This window comes from Acinetobacter genomosp. 15BJ, from assembly GCF_000400715.1.
Taxonomy (GTDB): domain Bacteria; phylum Pseudomonadota; class Gammaproteobacteria; order Pseudomonadales; family Moraxellaceae; genus Acinetobacter.
On the sequence record NZ_KE007346.1, the window covers coordinates 196,187 to 217,969 of the forward strand.

Sequence of the window (21,783 nt, forward strand, 5' to 3'; positions counted from 1 at the left end):
CTACGGAACATAAACGCGTATTCAGGGGAGAAGCTGATATGGGCTTTAAACTTAAAAAAAAGAACGGCAATGGCGATAGTGCAGGGCTGAAAAAAGGTGGTGCGTTTTTAGATAATATTAAAGCGCAACTTGACCAGTTTTCACGCTTATTCGGTGAAACAGAGAAATCGAAACCGATTATCTATCGTGCTTTAATTGCTTTGGCCCTTGCAGTTATCCTCTTAATTTACTTATTCGTGAGTGTTCCGCGTTCAAACCAGTTGACCCGTAGTTTGGGTGAATTGCGTTTGTTATCGCAAACGATTTCGCGTCAAGCAACTGAAGCAACTGCATCTGGTACGCCAGAAGCGATGAAAAAATTGGTCGAGTCAGAGAAGCAGTTTGCTGAAAACCTAGACACTGTTGAGAGTGTGTACGGTAAAGGCTCTGATGAGTACAAGAAGGTCAGTGGCCTTTGGGATACTGTTGCCAAGAATATTGACCTGATTGCATCGCAACAAAAAGTTATTAACCAGCTTTACGATACCAACATCTCGATCAGTGAAACCATTCCTGAGATTCAGGCGGAATATAACTTGATGGTCGACCAGATGGTTCGTGAAAACATGCCGAGTAGTCAGGTAATTATCACCAAGAACCAAGTGTTCATTGCAGAACGTATTTTACGTTCGATCAACTCGGTATTGGTCGGTACGGACAACTCAAACGTGTCAGCGAATGACTTTGGTGCCGATATTGATACCTTTGGTGTGTATTTAAATGCACAGTTAAATGGTAGCTCAGAGCTTGGTGTAGACCGCATCAGTTCAGCAGCATTGCGCGAATCTGTAGACAGCATTAAATCTGATTATGACGCCGTATTGAAATCTGCGGCAGCAACGGTATTGCAAAACGCCAACCAGATTGTTCGTGTACGTCAGGCATCTTCACAAATTTTCTCTCAGTCCGATGAACTTTTAACTTCACTCAATGATTTATCAAATAAAGCCGAAGGCGGTTGGGATAACGTTGTTGCAGGTATTGTACTGATTGGCGCTTTGGGCTTACTTGTATTCTCAGCATTACAATTACTTGCATTACGTAGTAATACAGATAAAGAACGTGTAACGCGTCTACAAGACGAATATGACCGTAACCAAAACGCGATTTTACGTTTACTGGATGAGATCGCCGACTTAGCGGATGGTGATTTACGTTCTTACGCAACAGTATCGGAAGACTTTACCGGTGCGATTGCCGACTCGATTAACTTCGCGATTGACCAGTTACGTGACCTTGTATCTCGAATTACAGATACCTCGCAAGAAGTTGCACGTTATACCCAAGATACTCAGAGTATTACCAACCAGTTAGCAGAAGCTTCTGAACATCAGGCGCAAGAAATTGCAGGTGCATCAGCGGCGATGAACGAAATGGCATTGTCAATTGACCAAGTATCTGCCAACGCATCTGAATCTGCTGACGTAGCACAACGTTCGGTGCAAATTGCAACCAATGGTGCGCAAGTGGTAAACCGTTCGATCGAAGGTATGGATCATATTCGTGAACAGATCCAAGAGACTTCAAAACGTATTAAACGTTTGGGTGAATCTTCTCAAGAAATTGGTAACATTGTCTCGTTGATTAACGATATTGCCGACCAAACTAACATCTTGGCATTAAACGCAGCGATCCAAGCATCGATGGCAGGTGAAGCAGGTCGTGGTTTCGCGGTCGTAGCCGATGAAGTACAGCGTCTTGCAGAACGTTCTGCATCAGCAACCAAGCAGATTGAGAGCTTAGTAAAAACCATTCAAACAGATACCAACGAAGCCGTAATTTCGATGGAACAAACCACGTCGGAAGTTGTACGTGGTGCGAACTTGGCAAAAGATGCGGGAATTGCACTGGATGAGATTCAGACTGTATCCGGCGACTTGGCAAAACTGATTGAAAGCATTTCGGATGCAGCAAAACTTCAGTCTGCATCTGCCAGTCATATTGCAACTACGATGAATGTCGTACAGGAAATTACTTCACAAACAACAACTGCAACGTTTGATACAGCGCGCTCAGTTTCTGAGTTGGCAAACATGGCTGAATCATTACGTGAATCGGTAACTGACTTTAAGTTACCTGAGTAAACCGAATTGGAAAGGCAGATGGGGGTGTCTGTCTTTCCATTTTTAGAGATGTTGGATATCTCAACAAGGTGATGGCGAAATGTAACTACATCTTGTGTGATAGATAGGCGTAATTTTTACCCACGTTGGTGGATAAAAACGAAAGAAGCAGCTATGAAACAAATATTAAAAACGTTAGTTGAAACGATGACGCTTCCTGAAGACAGTTATCTTGAACAAGATGCAGAGATTCTTGAAATTTTTATTGAAGAATTAGATGAGATCTTTGTTGAGTTAGAACCATTATTAGTTCAATGGACGGAACAACCACATCAGCAAGATGTGCTCACCGATATTCGTCGCCATTTCCATACACTGAAAGGGTCTGGAAGAATGGTGGGGGCGAAGTCGTCTGGAGAGTTGGCGTGGACGGTTGAAGATACTTTAAATCGTGTGATTGCGGGTACGATTACCTTAAATACCGATATCCAACGCTATATACAAGCAGTTTTCAATCTTTACCGTTTTAAACTGATTCATGATTTTAAAGCAGTTCGAAGTCATCTCATCGATTTCAGACCACTGGTTTTATTGGGACAACAATTACAACAACAGCAAAGTCCTGAGCCAGCATTGGCCGAGTTATTTAAGCTTGCTACTGATCTGGCGCATGATGATGTACTGACAGGCCTTGAATGGGCTGATGCCGAATCAGTTGAAGAAACTGTTCCTGAAACTATCGCAGTCGAATCTCTTGCAACTGAGACAACAGTTCATACCGATGATGAGGTTCTTGCGAAGGAAACTTTGGCCATCTTCTTGGAAGAAGCCGAAGAACATCTTGCCACGATTGATCAATTCTTGATAAATGACCGCCCAAGTAATGATCACTATAATACATTGATTCGAGCATTACATACCTTACGTGGTAGCTCTGCCATGGCGCAGGTTGATCATGTGTTTGAGGCCAGCTCAAAAGTTGAGAATCTGTTTAAAACATTATTACAAGAAGAGCTGGATTCAAGCTCAGATGAAACGGCTCTGCTGACACATTATGCTCAATTTGTACGTGACTATTTACACACTTTGAAACAGCAAGCTCCACAGCGGAAATTTGATGAAATCTACCAGACCTTCAATGTTGCTTGGGATAGCTACGATTTCCAACTTGAAGAAAAGAATGGGAACACCGTTCGACCACAAGGTTTAGTCTCTGAGTTACTTGAACTCAATATTAATGATCTCTTAGACGTTGAGTTTGATTTTGAAAAACGTGCACGTCATGAGTTCCCTCAATATATTCAGTTACTCAGCCAGCAAGCTGAAACCTTGTTACAGCATACTCATCACCATGCAACGATTGGGATGTATCAATACACCAGTCAGTTGCGTTCTAGCTATCAAGATATTCTCTTTAAACCAAGTCTACTTAATCTTGATTATGCATTTGAGCTTTATCACCAAGTCCATCAACAGTTTATCCAACTGTTTGATACTTTGGCTGCAGGACAGCGTGTTACCTTAAGCAAAGCGCATGAGCTTGTTTTAAATGAATTAAGTTCATTCACTCAACAAAATGTTGAGTCTCTGGAAACACCTATTGTTGAAGTGACTGAGGCTGTTGAAGATACAAATACGGTCGGATTCCAAGAAGCAACTACGCCTGTTATTGCGAGTACCGATTTAGCCGCTCAATTTGCTTTAGATAAGCAGCAGTTACAATCAGATGATGCGAATCGAGATTTTGATCCTGACGTATTGGATATCTTCCTTGAAGAAGCCGACGAATTACTGGGTGGGATTGATACTGACCTGAATACATGGGCTGCGGACCATCAAAACGTCAATGCTTTAAAGAATTTGATGCGCTATTTGCACACTTTAAAAGGTGGTTCAAATATGATTCAAGCGCGTCATATTGGTTTGATTGCGCATGAATTAGAAACGATTTATGAAAAGCTGATCAACCAACAGATTCAAGCAACGCCACAGTTGATTACTGCGATTCGTTCAGTCCAAGATGATATTGCCGATCGTATTCAAACCATTCGTGATCAGCAGGTGGATTATCCATCGACACACACTTTGGTTGTGCTTGCCGATTTATCGAAAACAGCTACTGTGGCAGATCCAGTTGAAACTGAATCGGTACCAGCAACGCTACAAGATCCATCAGCTGTAATTGAAGATGTTGCTGAGTCATCAGATTCGATTATGACGGTTGTGCCAGTCCAAACTGAGTCTGTGTCAGCAACGATTGATGTCACCACATTCGCTGCTCAGTTGGCTCTGGATAAGCAACAGTTACAATCAAGTGATTCAAACCGCGACTTTGATCCTGACTTGTTGGATATCTTCCTGGAAGAAGCAGATGAGTTGATGGGTGGGATTGATGCTGATCTAATTACATGGACTGCCGATCACCAAAATATTAATGCTTTAAAGAACTTGATGCGTTATTTGCACACCTTAAAAGGTGGTTCAAATATGATTCAAGCGCGTCATATTGGCTTGATTGCACATGAGTTGGAAACGATTTATGAAAAACTGATCAACCAGCAGATTCAGGCAACGCCACAACTGATTGCGATCATTCGTTTAGTCCAAGATGATATTGCAGATCGTATTCAAACCATACGTGATCAGCAAACAGATTATCCATCAACGCATGTGGTACAACTACTGCAACAGGCCGATCAAACAGTTGCTCCTGCAACGTTTGAAACAGCTGCTGAGGATACGCCTGTAGATGAAGTAAATGAAACTGAGCGTGTTGATACTCAGGCAGAAGTACTTGAACTTGTCGAAGCTGAAATTGATGTGCAGCCAATAGCACTTGAAGAGCAAGTTAGCAATGTTGAAGTCGAAGACGAAGTGCTGGAAGATACTACAGCAGCCCAAACCATTGAGACTGAGACCGTATCGGCAGATGATGATGTTCGCTCTCTGGTTGAACAGACTTTCCTTGAAGAAGCGGAAGAATTAATAGAGCAGGCACAAGGCTTATTAAAACAATGGTTTGATCAACGCAGTAACCGTAGTTTACTGTTGCAGTTACAGCGTAATGCCCACAGTCTCAAAGGTGGTGCACGTATGGCAGAAATGGATGCGATTGCCATTATTGCCTACCACTTAGAAAATGCATTCGAGCAATTTGGTGTACATCATTTCAACTCGAATGTGTACGACAACCTACTCAACACTGCATTTGCATGGCTTGAGGATGCAATTTCTAAACGTCAATATGCAAACTTTGATGGTTTAAAACAAAGTTTAGAGAAGATGGAGTTTGTGGACGTTTCGGCACAACTTCCACAGAAACTCTCTGCCAAAGACATCTTTACTCCTGAATATACGATGGAGTTTGTTCAAGGGGATGGCACTGAGCCGCCATCAATGCTGGGTGAGTGGGAAACCGCTGAACGCATTGAACAGAATAATGAAATGATCCGTGTTTCTGCTGACGTTATTGAGAAGATGATTGATTTGTCAGGGGAAAACGCGATCAACCGTTCACGTATCGAGATGGACTTAGGTCAGTTGGGTGGTACGTTGACGGAAATGGAACTGGCGATCAAACGTTTGGCGGATCAGTTACGCCGAATGGAAGGTGAGTTAGAAAGTCAGATTATTGCACGACATGGTGGTGAAAACTCGCGTTATGCCGACTTTGACCCACTGGAAATGGACCAATATTCATCGTTGAACCAATTGTCCAAGTCTTTGGCAGAATCTGCATCGGATTTGGTTGACTTCAAAACTACGCTGTCTGAAAAGATTCGTGATACTGAAGGCTTGCTGCTACAACAGTCTCGTATTCAAGCGGAAATTCAAGAAAGCTTGATGCGTACCCGTTTGGTACCATTCTCTCGTCTATTGCCACGTTTACAACGTATTGTGCGTCAAACAGCATCGACCTTAAACCGCCCAACAGAACTGGTGGTGAATAATACTGAAGGTGAATTAGACCGCAGTATTCTTGAACGTTTGGTTGCGCCGTTTGAACATATGTTACGTAATGCGATTGACCACGGTATTGAAGACCGCGAACAGCGTTTACAAGCACAAAAGCCAGAAACTGGGCATATCGTGCTGAACATTGGTCGTCAAGGCACGGATGTTGTTGTGACCTTTAGTGATGATGGTAAAGGGATTGATGTTAAGCGCATCAAGGAAAAAGCGTTACAAACAGGTCTGATGACCAAAGATCAGAAACTGGATCAGGAAGAAATTCTACAATTTATCTTCCATCCAGGCTTTAGTACTGCGGCTCAAGTCACTCAAATTTCTGGGCGTGGTGTAGGTCTCGACGTTGTACAAAGTGATATTAAGGCATTAGGTGGTCACGTCAGTGTTGATTCTACTTTAGGTAAGGGCACAACCTTTACCATTCGCGTACCAACCACGGTGGCGGTGAGCGATGCCTTGATGGTAAAAGCAGGTGATCAACAGTTCGCGTTCCCATTGGCACAGATTGATCGTATTGTGCGCATCTCACCAATGGCCTTAGAACAGTACTTTGAAAGTCAGGATGATTACTTCAGCATTGATCAAGAGCGCTATCGTTTACGTTACTTGTCTGAGTTTGTTGCAGGACAGCCAATTCCACGATTGAGTGGTGTGGTGCATTCCTTACCTGTGCTGCTGATTAAAGGTGCTCAAGGTCAGACCACGGCATTACTGGTTGATCAGTTGATTGGTTCGCGTGGGCAAATTGTTGTAAAACCGGTGGGGCAACAGTTCTCAAGTATTGGTGTGATTGCGGGTGCAACGATTCTCGGTGATGGTCAAGTGTGTTTGATCTTGGATGGCCAAAATATTGCGCGACAAGCGCAGTCAACAGCACGCAGTAAGCAAGCGGATGAGACTTATACCAAGCAGCGCTATGATGAGCGTCGCTTGATTATGATTGTCGATGACTCGGTGACGGTACGTAAGGTGACTTCACGTCTGTTAGAGCGTCAAGGTTATGATGTTGTAACCGCGAAAGATGGTGTGGATGCAATTGAACAGCTTGAGACGGTTAAGCCAGACCTGATGTTGTTGGATATCGAGATGCCACGTATGGATGGTTTCGAGGTGTCGAATTTGGTACGACATCATGAAATTCACCGTGACTTGCCAATTATCATGATTACATCACGTACCGGTGAGAAGCATCGTGAACGTGCATTATCGCTCGGTGTAAACCAGTATATGGGTAAACCATTCCAAGAAGAGGCGCTCTTGGAAAATATTGAAAGCTTACTTGCGGTGCGCTAAGAGGTGAAAAATAATGGCTAAGAAAAGCGCAAACTCAGCACTGGGGCAGATTGACCAGCAAGAGTTACAACATTTAATTACGGTCTCAACGGGATTTATTGATGCATATATTATCCAATGTCATCAAAAAGTACCGATGCTGTTACCACAAAATATTGTGTTATCAGCAATGGATACCCAAACCAATATTGATCATATTGAATGGCATGATCTAAAACTTCCAGTCTATGCCGTGAATGATCCCAAACAGAAACAAGGGGTTGCATTGGTGATTGAAGGGGATGACGTTTCTGAACGATTTGCACTGGTCTGCGATGAAATGCCTGAATCGATTCGTGTGCGTATTTCAGAGATTGTGGATGAAGAGCGCGAAACCGATGACGACAAAGTCTTTAAATATGTAAAAATGGGAGAGCATGAGTTTTATGTTCCCCATTTGCAAAATATACAAACCCAGCTTGGGCTGTAATAAAAAAGGAACTCATTTGAGTTCCTTTTTTTGTATGTTTTTTTGGGTTAAGCCAGTAATTCAACCAAAATCTGTTCATAGATTTCAGCCAATGGTTCTAATTCAGCGACATTGACATGCTCATTGATCTGATGGATGGTTGCATTCAATACGCCTAACTCAAGTACTTGCGCACCTGTAGGAGCAATAAAGCGGCCATCTGAAGTACCGCCGCTGGTTGAGAGCACAGTATCGACACCTGTGACATTTTTAATCGCTGTTTTTGCAGCATTCACTAACTCACCAACAGGCGTAAGGAAGGGTAAGCCAGATAAAGTCCACTGGATGTCGTAATTGAGTTTATGTTGATCTAAAGTCTTAAGCACGCGCTGTTTCAGGATATCGGCAGTGACTTCAGTAGAGTAACGGAAGTTAAAGGTCACTTTTAATGTGCCTGGAATCACATTGGTCGCACCAGTACCTGCTTGGATATTGGAAATTTGGAATGAGGTTGCAGGGAAGTATTCATTACCATTGTCCCAAACGGTTTCACAAAGCTCATTCAGTGCTTTAGAGGCGGAATGAATTGGATTCTCAGCCAAATGTGGATAGGCAACATGACCTTGCTTGCCATGAACAGTGAGTACGGCATTTAAAGAGCCACGACGGCCATTCTTAACAATATCACCCAGCTGATTGGTACTTGATGGTTCGCCAACCAAGCACCACGTCATTTTTTCATTACGCGCTTCTAATGTTTCAACGACCTTAACTGTACCATTAATCGATGGACCTTCTTCGTCCGAGGTGATCAGGTAGGCGATTGAACCTTTATGATTAGGATGTTTTGCGACAAAACGCTCAGACGCAACCACCATTGCAGCCAAAGCTGTTTTCATATCTGCAGAACCACGACCATACAACTTACCATCGCGAATACTTGGTAAAAATGGATCTGAATTCCATGCATCTAAATGGCCAGTTGGTACAACATCGGTATGTCCTGCAAAACAGAATACTGGATTTTCAGTACCGCGGCGTGCCCATAAATTATCAACATCTTCAAAACGCATGTGTTCGATATTAAAGCCAATCTTTGCCAAGCGTTCTGCCATGATGTTTTGACAATCATGATCTACAGGCGTTACAGAAGGCTGACGAAGGAGTTGTAAACTAAGTTCAAGCGTATCGGAATGGTTCATGCGAGATGTAGCTAAATCTGGTGAAATGTGAACCGATATAATAGGGGAATATGCAGCAGAAAGGTATGGGAAAATAAACCTTATCTAGGTTTAGATAAGGTTTTGGTAAGTTGTTTTCAGTGATTACATTTTATCTTGTGTTTTCTCCGCAGTTTGTGTGACTTTATCACCTGCCTTAGACACATCTTTACCAATACCTTTAAATGTATTACAGCCAGTTAAAACAAAAGCAGTCATGATTGAAGCAACTAAAATTTTTTTCATCATCGTCTCCATTTCAATTTAATTATGATGTACTTAAGAGGCTAAAAAAGTTAACAGTAAATGACTATGTGGGTTTGATGGTAGATGTGTTATAAAATGTTAATTTGTAGAATAATAATTCACTTTATTTCATAAATAAAAGTGAAGGTTGGCGAAACATATAATAAGAAGGTGTTGGCTGGTTCTGATAATACAAGCCATTGCTCCACCAGACTGCTGTTTGTGATGATGGTTCTAAATCAGGGCAGAGCCATTCATGACGTTGTAGGCGGTAATAAGGCGTTTGTGGGATATAGGTTCCCCAATGTCCTAAACGCCGTGATGCATTGATCCAAGACGGTAAATTTAAGTTATTTTGTTCTTCAGGCAGATAGAGCTGGCCTTTCATTACTGCAAATTTTCTTTGAATTTGATGGTGATTGGCTTCTGAAAACTGAAATTGACGTTCAGTAAAATGTTTTAACTTTCGATGCAAGGTATCTTCTCGGTTTAGGCCGTACCATTGCGCTAAATCTAATTCGTTTTCACCCAGATAATATTTTAATGCAACTTCCCAATGCTCAATTTCATTTGTTCGTGTATTGAGTACAACAAAATCGAGTTCACCTAAGGTGATTGAACCTGTAATTTTTTGAATACTATGTCCCAGCAGTTGGTAGGGATGATAGTCATGATCCAATAACCAGAACCAGAGTAAATTCTCAAAACGTAAACCGAGACGAGTACTTTTGAGTTGTGCCAGAAAATCAATCAGTGGCTGAGGCTGTTGATCCAGCTGCTTTAATCGCTGTTCATAGTTTTGATAATGAGTGTACCAAATCGAATCGTGATGAAGCTCAAAATGATGTTTTACATCAAGATCATTGGGAATTTGAGCCAATATATTAGGGCTGGCAACACAAAATGCTAAATGTCGTACGATTGGGTTGTTAAACTGTAACCACGGTTCAAAATAACTGGAAGTGGTAATCAGGTTAGGCATGAATTAACTCAATCATTGAAATAATAAGTGAAGTTTAAGAAAGAACGATAAAAACACTTTATACTAGCACGGTTGTAAATCGGTGTTGGTTAATTGCTCAATGAAAACATTATTCTGGCGTAGTTTAGTCGTGATTTTTATTACGTTAGGAATTATTGGGGCAATTCTGCCTGGGATGCCAACGACAGTATTTTTGATTCTTGCAGCATGGGCTGCTTCGAAAGGCTGGCCTGAAATGGATGCATGGTTATTAAATCATCCTAAATATGGTCCGACCTTACGGAATTGGCGTGAGCATGGCACAGTCCCGCGTAAGGCGAAATGGATTGCCAGTATCATGATGCTGATCAGTGGTATTTTGATGCTATTTACCAATGCACCATTTTGGGTAAAAGTCTTTACCGATGTCACCATGTTTATCGTGGCTGTGTGGTTGTGGTTACGCCCCGAGCCTGAGCGAGGATAAACAAAGCAACGCTTTGTCCGAGCGCAAGACGAGCAGCTATGCTGCGAGTGGCGAGTTAAGCAAACTTAAAGCATCGCTTTAAGGCTTTGTCCGAGCGCAAGACCTTGCGCCAAATATGGCTCATATGCTGCGAATAGCGAAGATAAACAAAGCCTCATGTTCTAGCCTATCTAAATGATCAGAATAAAATCATACTGTTCTTTTATATTTAAAATACACCAATCATTAAAACTACTGAAAAGTACAAGAAAAAGCCGATAGTCTATGTTGAAATAAAGAGGTTCTATCAGTTATCGAGATAAAAATGAGCTATACCTTAGATCAGGCAGACATTGTCATTGACTTGGCACAACAGACCTTAAGTTTGCCAAAACATAATAAATTCTATGTGATCTCTTCTGGTAAGAATGGCATTGGTGAACAAGAGAATAGTGGCAAGACTCCAAGAGGTTGGCATCAGGTTGCACAAAAGATTGGTGGTGATGCGCCTAAAAATGCCGTCTTTATTGCACGCCAACCCACGGGTGAAGTGTATGACCAACAATTAGCACAGCAATTTCCACAACGTGATTGGATTTTGTCACGAATTTTGTGGTTGGATGGCTTGGAAGAAGGCTTTAATCATGGGGAAGGGCACGATACATTTAAACGTTATATCTATATTCATGGTACTCCTGATACAGAACCGATGGGAATTCCGATGTCACATGGGTGTGTTCGTATGAGAAATGATGAAATTCTTGAACTGTTTGAGCTCGTCTCTGAGCAAGCTTTGGTTTATATTTCTGAACAAGCCTTAGAAAATAAAGCGTGAAAATGCAAATAAGTGCTTAAATAAAATACGAAAATATCATTTTTTTGATAGAATTACTTATTTTTTAATCATTCGTACGGTTTTTTCGGAAAAGAGTGGCAAAAGCGTTTGACAGGCTGTAAAGATTCTCTATAATGCACCTCACAAACGATGAAGACGTTAAGGGCGCTTAGCTCAGTTGGTAGAGCGTCTGCCTTACAAGCAGAATGTCGGCGGTTCGATCCCGTCAGCGCCCACCAAGCCTTTACGTTAAAACTCAAGTGCAGCGGTAGTTCAGTTGGTTAGAATATCGGCCTGTCACGCCGAGGGTCGCGGGTTCGAGCCCCGTCCGCTGCGCCACTTAAGTTTTAATAATTGTTTGTCATGATTGCAAAATTATCGTGCAGCGGTAGTTCAGTTGGTTAGAATATCGGCCTGTCACGCCGAGGGTCGCGGGTTCGAGTCCCGTCCGCTGCGCCACTTAAATTTGCAAGAATGAACACCTTGGGATACAAGATGATAATTTTTATCTTGCGTCATAAAGATTGATAGTTAATCAGTTTTTATTCCTTAGGGCGCTTAGCTCAGTTGGTAGAGCGTCTGCCTTACAAGCAGAATGTCGGCGGTTCGATCCCGTCAGCGCCCACCATAATTTGTGACATTTACTTCTCATTATGAAGTAATACAGTGCAGCGGTAGTTCAGTTGGTTAGAATATCGGCCTGTCACGCCGAGGGTCGCGGGTTCGAGCCCCGTCCGCTGCGCCATTCTCTTGATATCAGTTTAAGAGAATGTTAGTTTTAACAAGTATCTTTATACTTGATCTCTGATTCGAGATGCCATTAGAAAAATCGAAGATTTTTCTCTTGCGCTCAGACAAAGCTTTGCTTTGTTTATCCTCGCTCAGGGCGCTTAGCTCAGTTGGTAGAGCGTCTGCCTTACAAGCAGAATGTCGGCGGTTCGATCCCGTCAGCGCCCACCATATATCTCCCTAAATCTCATATCATTGTAATCCATACAAAGTTATTCTATGATTAGCGTCAATAATGATTCTAATATTGAAGTACTTTATGAGAAACCCTTATCAACGCAAGGCTGCGTCGAAATCTCAAACTACACCTTCTGGTTCTTCACTCAAAGACGCTTACCGTCAGTTCATTCAAAATATTGTTATGCAACGTCATGTGATTGCACTGTATCACGATGGTTGGGCCTTATGCTCAACACCATCTGGACAGCATGCTTTATCAGTGTGGCAGAATAAAAGTTTGGCAAAACTGCTGATTAAAGACAATTGGGCGCAATACGAAATTCAGGAAGTACCATTACTGGCTTTTATTGAAAAATTGATTCCATTTTTAAAAGAAAATAATACGATTTTATCTCTAGATTTAACCCCAGAGGGAAATAATTTATTGGTTTCCCCTGATTCTTTGTTATTGGATATTAAGAATTTTTTATACCAAATATATTTACAACGTCCTGATGTCTTTGCTGAGTTAAAACTTCCTTTACCGCGCGATATTCGTTTGCATAACTCAGCTTCATCGTAGTATTGAAGGGTGAAGTCTTTAATAATCAATATTCATTTAAGATCCAACCACTGGCATAAGCAAAATATTCTCTTAACCATGCATTATAACGTGTTGCTAGAGGTGTGGTTGCTCCTAGCATGGTGATATTGCGATACCCCTGTTTCTTGGCAATTGCTGAGGCACGTAGGGTATGGAAATCACTGGTCACAATTGCAATTGGCTGTTGAATATTGATGTGTTGTGCTTGCAATAAGGTTTGGCTATTTTTGAGATTTAGCTCAGTGCTGGTACTTTTGTCTTCCAGAATGATTTGTGATGCAGGAATGTGATAGTGTTGTTGTACATAATGCGACATCACGATAGCTTCGCTGTCTGTTTCACCAAAATCAATACCACCTGTCATGACTAATTTTGCTTGAGGCTGAGCTAAAGCAACAGGTGCAGCACGATCTAAACGTTTTGCGAGCGTTGCAGATGGTTGTCCTTTCTCCACACCACTACCTAATACAATAATCGCTTTAACCGCAGGGATATTTTGAGTTTTGGTATTGTTATCTGAAAGATAATCAAAGAAATAGCCTAAGCTAACTAACCAAATCCAGAAACAGAGCCAGCCAAAGCGCCAGATTGAATGCAAACGGAAATGGTAGAAAAAGAAACGTTCAATATGATAATAGAAATAAGCATAGAGACAGAAAAATAGTCCAAGTAGCAGCGGCAGTACTGTTCCGATATGAATCTTTTTAAAAGCGATCAGAATTGCGCCATCTAAGAATAGAACTGAACCGATAAGGGCTAAAATAATACGAACCCACGAACTTATTTGCATAATCTTAATTGTGTCGATTTGAACCGTGCTAAGTGTATGCAAAATTCAGAGAAAGGCAAATCCTCTTATTGTCTTATAAAAAAACGAGTGGCTGGCACTCGTTTTTTTATAGAAAAGAATTAATAAACGTCTCGACGATAACGACCAGTTTGTCTTAACTCATCCAGTTTTTCTTCGCTGAGAATATCCATCAATGCCTGATCGACACCTGAAGCCATACCTTCAATGCTACCACAGACATAAATCACCGCGCCTTGCTCAATCCATTTGATCAGTTCATCAGCATTGTTGCGCAATACGTCCTGAACATAGATACGCTGTTCTTGATCGCGAGAAAAGGCGAGGTCTAAACGTTGTAATGTTCCCATGTTTAACCAGGCTTGAATGGTTTCTTGATAGAAGAAGTCATGTTCACGTTGACGTTCACCAAAGATCAGCCAGTTGGCAGTATAGTTTTGTCGATTACGTTGCTGTAACAAGCTCATCAGACCTGCGATACCAGTACCATTACCAATACAGATAATAGGGCGGTTATCGTCAATTAAATGAAATGATTCATTGGTCCGAATACGCAGGGCGATGCTTTGTTTCGGTTGTGCAAATTCGGTTAGCCAGCCAGAACCAAGACCGAGTTGATCATTTTCATCGCGTTTTTGGCGAATCACTAGTCGTAGTACTTGTTGAGATGGAATGCTGGCAATCGAATACTCACGTGCGGGTAGGGGGGGTAACTGCTCCAGTAAGTCTTCAAGTGTACTAAACGGCTGGATTTCAACCCGAAGATTTCTATCCCAAAGTGCTTGTTCAATATTTTGCTTCAATGATTCAACGATACTATGTGCTGGTGTTTGATACTTGATCAAGAAATTCTGAATATCAGTCAAACTATTGGCAGGTTGAATTTCTGCAATATCGCCAGCATGCCATGTCATATCTGAAGTCGTGCAAAGCTCAATATTATAGGCTGCTTGCCCTAAGCTGTCTGGATTGAGCAGGGTGCGTTCGCTTAGCGTCCATTGATCAAACACTTTCTCAATATTCATTGCATGTAGTTCATGCTTGGTCACTATCGAAAGAGCTTGATTCCATTGCTGAATGTCGTTGCTATTGGCGTTATCTACTTCGATCAAGTCGAATAATGGTTGCGCATGACATTGCTTTAACCATGCATCAACTGCATAACCGAAGCTGCAATAACTATCAGGGTATTCTTTAGAGCCTAGCGCGAGTACAGCATATTGCATTTGGCTAAGATCAAGCTTTTGTTGCATCAGTTTCTTGCTGAAACTTGCGGCCAGATCAGGTGCCTCACCTGTACCATAGGTACTGACGACGAATAAAACCTGTGGTGCCTGCAATAGCTCTTGCTCAGTCAGTTGTTGAATTGGTTTAACCGTGGTTGGCTGTTGTGCTTCTTGCAAGCTGGTCGCTGTACGCCAAGCCAGTTGTTCAGCCACACCAGTTTGCGTTGCATAAGTAATCAGCCAAGGCTTAGCATTTGGATCAATTTGCTGTGCGCTGAGTGACTGACGTGCCGCTTGAGTTAATTTCTTCTGTTTACGACGTTTTAGATACAGCATCCAACCTGTTACAAAAAACAGTGGCATGGCCAATGAAGCTAGCATGGCAATAAATTGATAGGTTGAACCAAAGAAACTACCGCGATGTACTGGCAGCATACTGCTCATGATTTTTTCATTGAGCTTTTTGTCTTCATAGAGTTCAAATTTTTCGAATTTATTGTCTTGATAATTATAGACTGCTTGGTTACGTGCGCGCTCATGTTGTGGAATAGCATCGACAAATGAAAGTTCAACTTTGGCATCATCACGTTTAGGAATATTTAAGGTCAGGCTAGAATATTCACGCCCAATCTGTGCATTTACCCCTGTCCATGTTTGCGTCAGGATGGTATTGACCTGCGTTTTTTCTAGCTCTGGTTGTTTATCTTTACCACGGTCATTATTTTGTTGATTACGTTGTGGTTGTTCAACTCCCATGACTTTGAACATGCCCGCACGCCACCAGTCATATGACCAATATAAGCCTGTACATGCAAACAGTAGATAGAACACAACCACCCAGGTTCCCACCACTGCATGTAGATCCCAAATAAAATTACGACCTTTCAGTTTAGGTTTAATAAAAAACCATTGTTTAAAGCTATGCTTCTTTGGAAAGCGCAGATAGATGCCACTCAATACAAAGAAAATCAGCATCAGGGTCGATGCCCCAGTAATCTGTGCGCCAAACTCACCCGCAGTTAAATTACGGTGTAAACGCTGAATAAATTGCAGCGTATCACGACCTTTAACTTCAGGTAATACGGCCGCTGTATAGGGGTTGACCATCATATTATAGCCACGACGCGCACCTTCTTTTTTAATATTGACGGTTGACGATTCGGTTGGATCAGCGGCGATAGTAATGCTGTTAATTTCAATTTCGGGTTGTTGTTGATTGAAATGTTGATACAGTTGGGCAGGGGTGAGTTTCGGTGTTTGGGCAACCTCAACGACATAGCTGTCTTGGTTGATCCATTTTAGGATCTGTGGTTCGTATGAATAGATTGCACCTGTTACCCCCATCAAAGAGAGAATAAGCCCCGCGGTAATCCCTAAAAACCAATGGATTTGGAAGAAAACTTTTTTAAACATGGTCAAAGAATGGAAAGATAATGGAATTCATGTAAAAAATTATAACCCAAGAATAAGAACATAATATGGATTTTGCAGGTAATATTGATTTTGATTCTCATTTATTTAATGGGTATTAAAAAACCTCCCATGTAGGGAGGTCTTTAAGTCAGAGACTAAAACTTAAATTGATTTAGGTGCACCTACTGTTTCATTCAGGTGTCTACGTACGGTATTGAAAGAGAAATTTTTCGAGTCCATACGCTTTGGCAAAATATAGGCGCCTTGTTGTTCTTCGCCTTTTGTTTTTACCTTAAAGTTCACCAAAATAAAGTCAGGCGAACTATACCATTCGTAAATGTCTTTCCAACCAATCGTTGCTGTACCTTCTTGCAAGCCCATCTTTTGGCGCATCACGATACCGTGGGGTTGTACACCTAAACGTAGACCTTTAATTTCCTGTACTGGGAATTCAGTCATCTTGCGTTTAACGTACCACTCCAGACCAAAACGTTTGATCAAATAGAACAGTACCACACTCACAATCACCACCCAACAAATCACGGTTGAGTAAGTGGAGTAATATTTAATAAGTCCTGCAGCAACCAATGAAAGCACAACCAGTGCAATCATAATCATCCATGCTTTGCGGCTGAATTTGTTGGTACTACGCCAAATCATCAGTTGAGCTTGACGTTGTTCAGCTTCAGAAACTTCGTAAGGAACAGGTTGTAGCGTATAAGCGTATAGCGTTTTGGCGGTCATAGTATAAAAAACGAGTATATAACGGGGTTAAGTTTAACACCTATTGGCATGCAAAGATATTATGCCAATGGCGAATCATGGGCGGCTATTGCAATCACAACAGCCATTAAAGTGAAGCAAATTCGGTACCATCTTCATTAGGCTCATGACTGAGGCTTTGTTTTAACATACTTAAACGTGTTAACACACTCAGCATCAGTGAAAGTTGCTGCAAAATAATCAGCGATTCTGGATCATTATCTTCATTGCGGCTGAGCCGATCACGGATGGTTTGCATTAGATTTTGTGCTGATAAATCAGGAACTTCATCTCTGAGCAACGCACCTTGAATGTCATCCAAAGCTTGATCGAGTAAACCCAATACTTCCTGATCTTGGATTTGCTCACGGTGCGCACCTAATGCCGCGATATAGCTTAAAAAAGTATGGCTCAGGCATAAAAATTCAAAAGCTAAACTTTTTTGATTTACATCAATATTTGGTTCGGTTGCAATGGTTGAAATCAGGGAAGCCACTTCGGCATCAGTATTGTGTGCAGCACGTCGAACCACGCGATAATTCAAGGCATTATTACGACCTTGATGATACTGCTCTACAACTTCGGCAAGATATTTACATTGCGCCTGTAGAGAACGTTGAATCGAGCGCGGTAATCTGCGGAATTTCCAGTCTGGCCAGATAAAGCTGACACCAAACCATGCCAAGGCACAGCCAATAACCGTATCAATAAAACGTGGCAAACCTGCTGCAAATGCAGAGCCGTCCAGATTAAAGTTGATTAAAGCAAGGATGGTAATGAATGCAGTGGCTTGCGCATATTGCTTACTGCGTAGCTCCAGAAACAGTACACCGCTCAGGATCAACATCACCAATTGACCTTCGATTGAAGGAATAAAGTAGATGATGGCGAGACCCACGATAATACCGACCAATGTTCCGACGATACGTAAATACAAGCGTCGTTTGGTGGCATTGAAGTTGGGTTGGCATACAAATAATGCAGTGAGTAAAATCCAGTAACCATACGCGATATTGGTGAGCTGGATAAACAGATAGCCAATAAAGAGGACGATGGATAAACGCACGGCATGACGGAATAACACTGACTCTGGTGTGAGATGCTGTTTCACCCTCACCATAATGTCATTCCAACCTTTTAGATCATCATCTTTTAATTGGCTTTCGGTATGTTGTGCATTGATCTTTTGCAGATTTCGTTCTGTTTCTAGGTTTTGTAATTGTGCATCAATCGATTTGAGGTTTTGATAAAGTGCAAATAAGGCATTAATCCTGACTTGATCATAGTGTCCATCTTTGCGCAGTTTTTCTAATGATAAACGCAAGTTCTCAAAACTATGCTTAAAGCGCTTGTTATGCACATAACGGGTACGACTTAAAATAGATTGAGCTAAATCCTGACAGGCTTTACCTTGGATCGATAAGATCCTTTGAAAGCGAAATAAAATATCACTATGTTGAAAGACCTTAGCTAGTTTTTGATAGTCAATATGTGCTGAATCGGCACGCTCATGAATATCTTGAGCGACAAAATAGTATTGCAGACTTCGTCGAGTTCCTTTCTGTCCGCGGTCACCTTTGAGGCGTGTCAACAGTGACATCCGCATATCGTTAAAGATTGCGACCAACTTGCCATTTTCCATGGCGATATCAATCATACTTTGTTGATAGCTAGAGGGTGTCATATCCACATCAAATAAGTTTGATTTAGCGAATAAGAAACTCCCTAAGGCGGTGTAGGATGCAGCCAGTTGATCTTGAACTTTACGTACGGGGAACAGCAGAAAGCTGATGGTTGAAAGTAAACCATACCAAGCCGCACCGACAACAAGAAGAGCGGGTTGCAGATACCATTGTTCAAATAAATGTACGCCCAACATGGAATAGACCGAAATGACGAGGCAACCATAGGAAATGGTGGCATAGCGACGACCTAAGGAACCCAATAAGATCCAGCCGATACAAGAGGCAATTAATCCAATTGCAAAGGCGATCGGATAGGGGAATAGCAGTTGAACCGAAGCCGCTGTAATGAAGAAACCGATATAGGTATAAATCAGGTTCATGATGCGCACAGAAAAGCGGTCATCAATATCACTAATGGCTGCTGCAACGACACCGAGTGTCAAGGGAATCGTTGCCAATTGATAATCTAAAAGATAGGGAACAAAAGCAGTCCCCGTAAAGGCGATTAACATACGCACGTTATACATAAACGTGGTGTTATAGGTTGCTTGTCTTAAACGTCCGAACCAAGGATTCAAAGTTTGTCCTTTTTGTATTCTGCAATCAATTTTCTGATTCTTATTATGCACAAATATGTTGAGGATGCTAAGCTTAGAATGGTGATTAACATGAAAAGTAGAGCATTATGCAGGCAGAGCAAACCAATCAGCGTCAATATTCAACAGCATGGATTTTGTTGCTTGCTTTGTTAACCGCATTAGGGCCGTTGTCGATCGATATGTATTTACCCGCTTTGCCGCAAATGGCAGATGAGTTCGGGGTCAGTACACAAATGGTTGCCAATACCTTACCCGCTTATTTTTTGGGACTGGCGATTGGACAATTGATTTATGGGCCCGTCAGTGACCGTATTGGACGTAAAAAGCCTTTATATTTTGGCTTGGGACTTTATGCGATCGCCAGTTTAGCCTGTGTATTTGCAACCAATGAGTGGGCTTTGATTGCAGCCCGTATCTTTCAAGCTTTAGGTGGTTGTGTCGGTGTGGTTATGGCGCGAGCAACCATTCGTGATCGTCTGGATATGCACGGCTCTGCACAAGCCTTTTCCAGCATGATGATTGTGATGGGATTAGCACCGATTCTGGCGCCAATCTTTGGTGCATGGATTCTTAATTTCTTTCCATGGCAAGCGATTTTTATCACTTTATCAATGATTGGGGTGATGTGCTGGCTCTGTGTACATTTCTTCTTTAAAGAATCACTGCCTGTTGAACGCCGTTTAAAATTATCAGCCTACCAAGTGACTACACTCTATGCTGCCATTCTCAAAGATGAAAGCTTTAGAGTACCAATGTTTGCAGGTTGTTTAACGGGTGCAGCCTTGTTCTGCTATATCAGCTCTGCTTCCGAAGTATTTATGGGACAATATGGACTGTCACAGCAGCACTTTTCTTATGCATTTGCGTTGAATGCTGCAGGGATCATGTTGATGTCCTCGCTGAATAAACATCTGAATACCCGAATGGGAATTTTCCAACGCCTACGTTTGGGCGGTTTAATTCAGTGTTTTGGGGCATTGATTGTGCTGAGTGCAGGGCTTATGGCAGATGCACCGTTATTATTGTTAATGTCGGGCTTATTCTTGGTGGTGTCAGGAATTGGTTTAACAGGGCCAAATGCCATGGCTTTGGCGATGTCTCAGCAAGGTGCGCGTGCAGGTACGGCGAGTGCCATTATGGGCAGCATGCAGTTTGCTTGTGGTCTACTAGCGGGAATTATCTTGAATTTCTTGGTATGGAAAGCATCTTTGAATATGGGCATCATGATGCTGTTATTTACCAGCGCAGGATTGTTTGCCATTTTAAAAGTCGGGAAACAGCAAAGCAGTCTCTCTGCTTAGAGAAACTGCTTGATCTACGTACATGTTTAATCGAGAAACACCGTAAAATTTTCAACGGGCTCGCGTGGTGTAATGAAAGTATTCACAATATGGTCTGGGTCGGCATAACCTAAAGCCACGGCACAGACCAGTTCTTCGTCTTCTGGTGCACCCAAAATATCCAGCACGATTGGGTGGAAGTGATTCCATGCCGCCTGTGGACAAGTATCTAAGCCACGTGCTTTGGCCGCCACCATGACATTTTGAATCATCATGGAAATATCCATTTTTGAACCGATGCCCATGACTTTATTGACGGTAAAATACAAGGCAACAGGTGCATCGAACAATTGGAAGTTACGCAGTTGTTGTGCTGCCATTTTTTCTTTTTCGCCTTTTTGAATACCGAGTAGACCGTAGAGCCCCCAACCATTGGCACGACGACGGTCAATAAAAGGGGAAATCCATGTTTCAGGATAATAGGCAAAAGTCTCTTGATATTGTGCTGCAAGTTCAGGTTTTTGTAGCAGTTCAATTTGGGCTGTACAAACACGATCAATCATCTCTGCACGTTTTTGCCCTGTAACCACATAGACTTTCCACGGTTGGACATTGGTGCCAGAAGGTGCACGACTTGCTACCGCTAAAATATCTTTGATGGTTTGTGTTTCGACAGGGGTATCTAAAAATGCACGGACTGAATGACGAGACTTAATCGCTTCATCTACATAGCGGACTTGTTCCGTGTTCATAAAAAACTCCTCATCATCTTGATCTTTTAATGTGTGCTGACTATAAATCAATAAATGGTTTTTGATGATAGTTTTTCACATACAACTTTAGGTGTGTATAAGAAACAAACAAAAAAAGAAGGCTGCAAGATAAGTTGTAGTATGTTTTATATGTTTTGTTTGGTTT

15 protein-coding genes and 6 tRNA genes are annotated in these 21,783 nt (G+C 41.9%); 13 read left to right on the forward strand and 8 right to left on the reverse strand.

Going from position 1 to position 21,783, the window contains the following annotated elements:
• Positions 1 to 38: 38 nt before the first annotated feature.
• The 3 genes from F896_RS15690 to F896_RS15680 all read left to right on the forward strand — a co-directional run bounded on the left by F896_RS15690 (position 39) and on the right by F896_RS15680 (position 7,833).
• Positions 39 to 2,123 carry a methyl-accepting chemotaxis protein gene (locus F896_RS15690; RefSeq protein ID WP_016162697.1) on the forward strand — a complete coding sequence of 695 codons (2,085 nt, stop codon included), beginning with the start codon at positions 39 to 41 and terminating at the stop codon, positions 2,121 to 2,123.
• Positions 2,124 to 2,276: 153 nt separating this feature from the next.
• Positions 2,277 to 7,364 carry an Hpt domain-containing protein gene (locus F896_RS15685; protein ID WP_016162698.1) on the forward strand — a complete coding sequence of 1,696 codons (5,088 nt, stop codon included), beginning with the start codon at positions 2,277 to 2,279 and terminating at the stop codon, positions 7,362 to 7,364.
• Between the two features lie 13 nt (positions 7,365 to 7,377).
• On the forward strand, positions 7,378 to 7,833 hold the full coding sequence (locus F896_RS15680) for a hypothetical protein (RefSeq protein WP_016162699.1): 456 nt from the start codon (positions 7,378 to 7,380) through the stop codon (positions 7,831 to 7,833).
• Positions 7,834 to 7,880: 47 nt separating this feature from the next.
• Here F896_RS15680 and dapE read toward each other — a convergent pair whose 3' ends face one another.
• The 3 genes from dapE to F896_RS15665 all read right to left on the reverse strand — a co-directional run bounded on the left by dapE (position 7,881) and on the right by F896_RS15665 (position 10,260).
• Positions 7,881 to 9,014 carry a succinyl-diaminopimelate desuccinylase gene (dapE, locus tag F896_RS15675; protein WP_016162700.1) on the reverse strand — a complete coding sequence of 378 codons (1,134 nt, stop codon included), beginning with the start codon at positions 9,012 to 9,014 and terminating at the stop codon, positions 7,881 to 7,883.
• Positions 9,015 to 9,137: 123 nt separating this feature from the next.
• A complete protein-coding gene (locus F896_RS15670; protein WP_016541456.1) occupies positions 9,138 to 9,281 on the reverse strand; it encodes an entericidin A/B family lipoprotein in 144 nt (47 codons plus the stop codon).
• 121 nt (positions 9,282 to 9,402) lie between these two features.
• Positions 9,403 to 10,260, reverse strand: coding sequence for a DUF1853 family protein (locus F896_RS15665; RefSeq protein ID WP_016162701.1), 858 nt, complete (start codon positions 10,258 to 10,260; stop codon positions 9,403 to 9,405).
• A gap of 100 nt (positions 10,261 to 10,360) precedes the next feature.
• On the opposite strand from F896_RS15665, the gene F896_RS15660 reads away from it, so the two are divergent.
• From F896_RS15660 to F896_RS15620, 9 genes are all read left to right on the forward strand, one after another.
• Positions 10,361 to 10,726 (forward strand): YbaN family protein, encoded by a 366-nt coding sequence (locus tag F896_RS15660; protein WP_005150086.1) that lies wholly within the window; start codon positions 10,361 to 10,363, stop codon positions 10,724 to 10,726.
• A gap of 304 nt (positions 10,727 to 11,030) precedes the next feature.
• On the forward strand, positions 11,031 to 11,540 hold the full coding sequence (elsL, locus tag F896_RS15655; protein ID WP_016162702.1) for a cell wall-recycling L,D-carboxypeptidase ElsL: 510 nt from the start codon (positions 11,031 to 11,033) through the stop codon (positions 11,538 to 11,540).
• A gap of 163 nt (positions 11,541 to 11,703) precedes the next feature.
• Positions 11,704 to 11,779 (forward strand) — tRNA-Val (locus tag F896_RS15650).
• A gap of 23 nt (positions 11,780 to 11,802) precedes the next feature.
• Positions 11,803 to 11,879 (forward strand) — tRNA-Asp (locus F896_RS15645).
• 43 nt (positions 11,880 to 11,922) lie between these two features.
• Positions 11,923 to 11,999: transfer RNA gene (locus F896_RS15640), tRNA-Asp, on the forward strand.
• Positions 12,000 to 12,092: 93 nt separating this feature from the next.
• A tRNA-Val gene (locus tag F896_RS15635) sits at positions 12,093 to 12,168 on the forward strand.
• A 40-nt stretch (positions 12,169 to 12,208) separates the two neighbouring features.
• Positions 12,209 to 12,285, forward strand: a tRNA-Asp gene (locus tag F896_RS15630).
• A gap of 139 nt (positions 12,286 to 12,424) precedes the next feature.
• Positions 12,425 to 12,500: transfer RNA gene (locus F896_RS15625), tRNA-Val, on the forward strand.
• Between the two features lie 88 nt (positions 12,501 to 12,588).
• Positions 12,589 to 13,071 carry a DUF2750 domain-containing protein gene (locus F896_RS15620; protein WP_004802944.1) on the forward strand — a complete coding sequence of 161 codons (483 nt, stop codon included), beginning with the start codon at positions 12,589 to 12,591 and terminating at the stop codon, positions 13,069 to 13,071.
• Positions 13,072 to 13,096: 25 nt separating this feature from the next.
• On the opposite strand, the gene F896_RS15615 is transcribed toward F896_RS15620, so the two are convergent.
• The 4 genes from F896_RS15615 to yccS form a co-directional block, all read right to left on the reverse strand.
• Positions 13,097 to 13,882, reverse strand: coding sequence for a YdcF family protein (locus F896_RS15615; RefSeq protein ID WP_016162703.1), 786 nt, complete (start codon positions 13,880 to 13,882; stop codon positions 13,097 to 13,099).
• A gap of 119 nt (positions 13,883 to 14,001) precedes the next feature.
• The gene (locus F896_RS15610; RefSeq protein WP_016162704.1) at positions 14,002 to 16,539 is read right to left on the reverse strand and encodes a PepSY domain-containing protein; all 2,538 of its coding nucleotides are present in this window, start codon (positions 16,537 to 16,539) and stop codon (positions 14,002 to 14,004) included.
• Positions 16,540 to 16,701: 162 nt separating this feature from the next.
• Positions 16,702 to 17,283 carry a YcxB family protein gene (locus tag F896_RS15605; protein WP_004802952.1) on the reverse strand — a complete coding sequence of 194 codons (582 nt, stop codon included), beginning with the start codon at positions 17,281 to 17,283 and terminating at the stop codon, positions 16,702 to 16,704.
• Positions 17,284 to 17,389: 106 nt separating this feature from the next.
• Positions 17,390 to 19,564, reverse strand: a complete 2,175-nt coding sequence (gene yccS / locus F896_RS15600) for a YccS family putative transporter (RefSeq protein ID WP_016162705.1) — start codon at positions 19,562 to 19,564, stop codon at positions 17,390 to 17,392.
• Positions 19,565 to 19,671: 107 nt separating this feature from the next.
• Here yccS and F896_RS15595 point away from each other — a divergent pair, with 107 nt between their 5' ends.
• Positions 19,672 to 20,886 carry a multidrug effflux MFS transporter gene (locus F896_RS15595; RefSeq protein ID WP_005192829.1) on the forward strand — a complete coding sequence of 405 codons (1,215 nt, stop codon included), beginning with the start codon at positions 19,672 to 19,674 and terminating at the stop codon, positions 20,884 to 20,886.
• A 26-nt stretch (positions 20,887 to 20,912) separates the two neighbouring features.
• Here the strand turns inward: F896_RS15595 and F896_RS15590 are convergent, their stop codons facing one another.
• Positions 20,913 to 21,617, reverse strand: a complete 705-nt coding sequence (locus F896_RS15590; protein WP_016162706.1) for a nitroreductase — start codon at positions 21,615 to 21,617, stop codon at positions 20,913 to 20,915.
• Between the last annotated feature and the right edge of the window lie 166 nt (positions 21,618 to 21,783).